This window comes from Actinoplanes sp. NPDC048791 (genome assembly GCF_040650095.1).
GTDB lineage: Bacteria > Actinomycetota > Actinomycetes > Mycobacteriales > Micromonosporaceae > Actinoplanes.
In genome coordinates, this window is the sequence record NZ_JBEZGQ010000862.1 from 1 (window position 1) to 3579 (window position 3579).

The 3579-nt window shown below is 73.0% G+C and carries 3 protein-coding genes; all 3 read right to left on the minus strand.

Annotation, left to right across the window (positions count from 1 at the left end):
* Positions 1 to 33 precede the first annotated feature (33 nt).
* Positions 34 to 2160, minus strand: coding sequence for a catalase (locus tag AB0C29_RS38595; protein ID WP_360831362.1), 2127 nt, complete (start codon positions 2158 to 2160; stop codon positions 34 to 36).
* An 87-nt stretch (positions 2161 to 2247) separates the two neighbouring features.
* Positions 2248 to 3048 carry an alpha/beta hydrolase gene (locus tag AB0C29_RS38600; protein WP_360831365.1) on the minus strand — a complete coding sequence of 267 codons (801 nt, stop codon included), beginning with the start codon at positions 3046 to 3048 and terminating at the stop codon, positions 2248 to 2250.
* Between the two features lie 91 nt (positions 3049 to 3139).
* The coding region (locus tag AB0C29_RS38605; protein ID WP_360831367.1) for an aminotransferase class V-fold PLP-dependent enzyme at positions 3140 to 3579 on the minus strand (440 nt) is incomplete at its 5' end.

Sequence of the window (3579 nt, forward strand, 5' to 3'; positions counted from 1 at the left end):
GCCGGTGGCCCGGCGCAGCGGCAGCCCCGCCGGCTACGCGGTCGGTGCGGCCGCGGCCATGACCTGCGGGGTGCGCTCCCAGACGCGGTGCAGGCCGAGAGCGGCGACAAGCTGCTTCCGGTACGCGGCCGTCATGCCGTCGGAGAGCAGGATGCCCGGCGCCTCCACGTCGATGCCCGCGGTGCGCAGCGCCTGTACGCCGTCACCCCACGCGCCGAGGGCCTTGGCGTGGCGGAACGCCTCCTGCAGCAGCACGGTCAGCTTCACGTCCGCGAGGTCGCCGGCGCCGCCCGCGATCAGGATCGCGTCGTACTCGATCGACCGCGTGGTCAGCAGCGTGCGCTCGATGATCTCCTTCCGCAGGCCCTTGACCAGCTCGCCGCCGTGCGACGCGATGACCCGGACGAAGGCGCCCTGGGCCGTCAGCGCGTCCCGCAGCTTGCCGATCCCGGCCAGATCGGCCTTCGGTCCGGCGACCACGCCGACGACCCGGCCGGCGATCGGGCCCGGCACCCCGGTGACCTGGGACAGAGCGGCGGAGACCCGCACCTCGGCGACCGGCGTGCCGGCCGGGGCGGGCAGTCCCAGCCCAGCGGCGACCTGGGCGCACAGGCCCGCGTCCACCTTCGCCAGCACACCGAGCATGCGCTCGCGGATCGCCTGCTCGTAGCACTTGCCGAGCTCGAAGGTGAAGGCCTCGGCCAGGTGGATCCGCTCGACCTCGCTGAGGCTGGCGTAGAACATCGCCGGCTGGCTGAAGTGGTCGTCGAAGGAGACCGGGTTGGCCCGTACCTTCTCACCCTCGACCAGCCGCGGCACGTGCACGAAGCCGCCCTCCGGCTCGCTCGCCGGGGCCGGGCCCTCGGCCCCGGCCAGGCTGTTGGGCAGATACGGGGCGATGCCGCGGTGCACGGCGGTCTGGTGCATCCCGTCGCGCAGGTTGTCGTTCACCGGCGCGTGCGGCCGGTTGATCGGCAGCTGCGGGAAGTTCGGCCCGCCGAGCCGGGTGAGCTGGGTGTCCAGGTACGAGAACAGCCGCGCCTGCATCAGCGGGTCGTTGGTGACCTCGATGCCGGGCACCAGGTGGCCGGTGTGGAAGGCGACCTGCTCGACCTCGGCGTGGTAGTTGTCCGGGTTCCGGTTCAGCGTGAGCAACCCGATCGGCTGCACCGGGGCCAGCTCCTCCGGCACGATCTTGGTGGGATCGAGCAGGTCGATCCCCTCGAAGGTCTCCTCGGCGCTGTCCGGCATCACCTGGATGCCGAGCTCGTACTCGAGGAAGGCCCCGGCATCGATGGCGTCGGCCATGTCCCGGCGGTGGAAGTCCGGGTCGACCCCGGCGGCGAGCTGCGCCTCCTCCCAGACCAGCGAGTGCACCCCGGCGACCGGCTTCCAGTGGAACTTCACCAGGTGGGTGCCGCCGTCCGCGTCGACCAGGCGGAAGGTGTGCACCCCGAAGCCCTCCATGGTGCGGTACGAGCGCGGGATGCCGCGGTCGGACATGTTCCAGAAGACGTGATGGGTGGCCTCGGTGTGCAGCGAGACGAAGTCCCAGAACGTGTCGTGGGCCGACTGCGCCTGCGGGATCTCCCGATCCGGGTGCGGCTTGCCGGCGTGGATGATGTCCGGGAACTTGATGCCGTCCTGGATGAAGAACACCGGGATGTTGTTGCCGACCAGGTCGACGTTGCCCTGGTCGGTGTAGAACTTCACGGCGAAGCCGCGGGTGTCGCGCACGGTGTCGGCGGACCCGCGCGAGCCGAGCACGGTCGAGAAGCGGACGAAGACCGGCGTCTCCTTGCCGGCCTCGGCCAGGAAACCCGCCTTGGTGACCGACGCCGCGCTGCCGTACGCCCGGAAGACGCCGTGCGCGGCGGCCCCGCGCGCGTGCACGACCCGTTCGGGGATCCGCTCGTGGTCGAAGTGGGTGATCTTCTCCCGCAGGTGGAAGTCCTCCAGCAGCGAGGGCCCGCGGGGTCCGGCCTTCAGCGAATGATCGGTGTCATTGAGCCGCAGACCCTGCGCCGTCGTGAGGAACTCCCCGGTCTGCAACCCCTGTTCCGGCGCCAGCGCTCCGGTCAGCGGGGTGGTCGCCGCCGGCTCCATGGCGGCCGGGCTCGGCACGGTGGGCTCTGACCTGCGGGGGCGCTTCACTGCCATCTATTGTCCTCGTCTCGAGACCGGGCACCGGGAATCCGGGCCCTGTCCCCGGTGCCCCATCCCGATCGTCCGAAACGCGCTATTGGTCTATTTCCCGACCGCGCTGTGCGCGGCGAAGGCCACCGCCCGCCGCGCCACGACGGTCCCGGCGGTCGTGATCGCGTTGTGCCCGGCCGCCGGCACGACGTCGGTCACGGCGTACGGGGTCAGCCGCGCGGCCTGCCGCAGCCAGCGCGGCGGCGCGATGGGATCGTGCTCGCCGCGCAGGAACAGCACCGGGGCCTGGACCAGCGGCAGCCGGTGATCGATGCGATGACGCACGGACAACCGCAGGGTCGTCAGGATCCGGCGGGGCCGCGCGTCGCGGACGTCGGCCGCGATGATCCGGGCCTGCCGCGCGTCCTCCCAGACCAGATCGGCCAGCCAGCGGCGCGCCTGACCGGTGGCCGTGGGTGCAGCCGGGTCCACCGTCGGGCCGACCAGGACCAGCGCGGAGACCAGATCGGGCCGCCGTACGGCCAGCTCGACGGCGATCTGGCAACCGAACGAGTTGGCGAGCACCCGCGCGGCGGTGATGCCCTCGGTGTCCATCCAGGCGGCGATGACCGCCGTGTGCTGCTCGACGTCGAAGACCTGCCGGGGCTTGCCGGAGAGGCCGAAGCCCGGCAGGTCGGGCACGTGCACCGGGCCGCCGGTGAGTGCGGCGGCGGTCGGCATCAGGTAGCGGTGGGAGACGGCCAGTCCGTGCAGCAGCACCCACGGCCGGCCGGTGGCGGCGGCCCGCGAGCGTACGTGCAGCCGCAGGCCGGCCACCGCGGTCCAGTGGCTGACGAATCCCTGGGCGGTCCGCGGCGCGGCCCGGGTCAGGAGGCGCTGGCCGGGAGTCATCCGTGCGATGCGTCGTATCACCTGCCGCACATACCCCCGGGCATCCCGGCGAACCTCGGGTGCCCCGATCGGCGGAAGCACGGGCGGGCGGTCAGCTGGGGCGGGCGGTCAGCTCGGCGAGGGCGGTGATCAGGCGGTCGACGTCGTCGTCGGTCGTGCCCAGCCCGAAGCTCGCCCGCAGCAGGCCCGGCGTCGCGCTGCCGCAGCCACCGATGCCGGTGTCCCCGGTCAGCCGCCGCGTCAGCGGGTGGGCGCAGAACAGTCCGGCCCGCACCCCGATGCCGTAGTCCCGGGCCAGCCGGTCGGCGATCACCGCGGGGTCGTGGCCGGGCAGGGCGAGCGACACGATGCCGACCCGGGGCTGCCGGTCGCCGAACACGCTCACCGGCCGTACCCCCGGGATCCCGGCCAGTCCCTCCCGCAGCCGGCCCAACAGCTCCTGCTCGCGCTCGTGCAGCGCGGCGCGGTCCGTGCGCAGCAGCGCCGCGCAGACCGCGGCCAGCGACACCGCGCCGAGCAGGTTGGGGGTGC

Bases quoted from the DNA above. Each gene is read 5' to 3' on its own strand.
- AB0C29_RS38595 (WP_360831362.1), bottom strand. From the start codon at position 2,160: ATGGCAGTGAAGCGCCCCCGCAGGTCAGAGCCCACCGTGCCGAGCCCG.
- AB0C29_RS38600 (WP_360831365.1), bottom strand. From the start codon at position 3,048: ATGACTCCCGGCCAGCGCCTCCTGACCCGGGCCGCGCCGCGGACCGCC.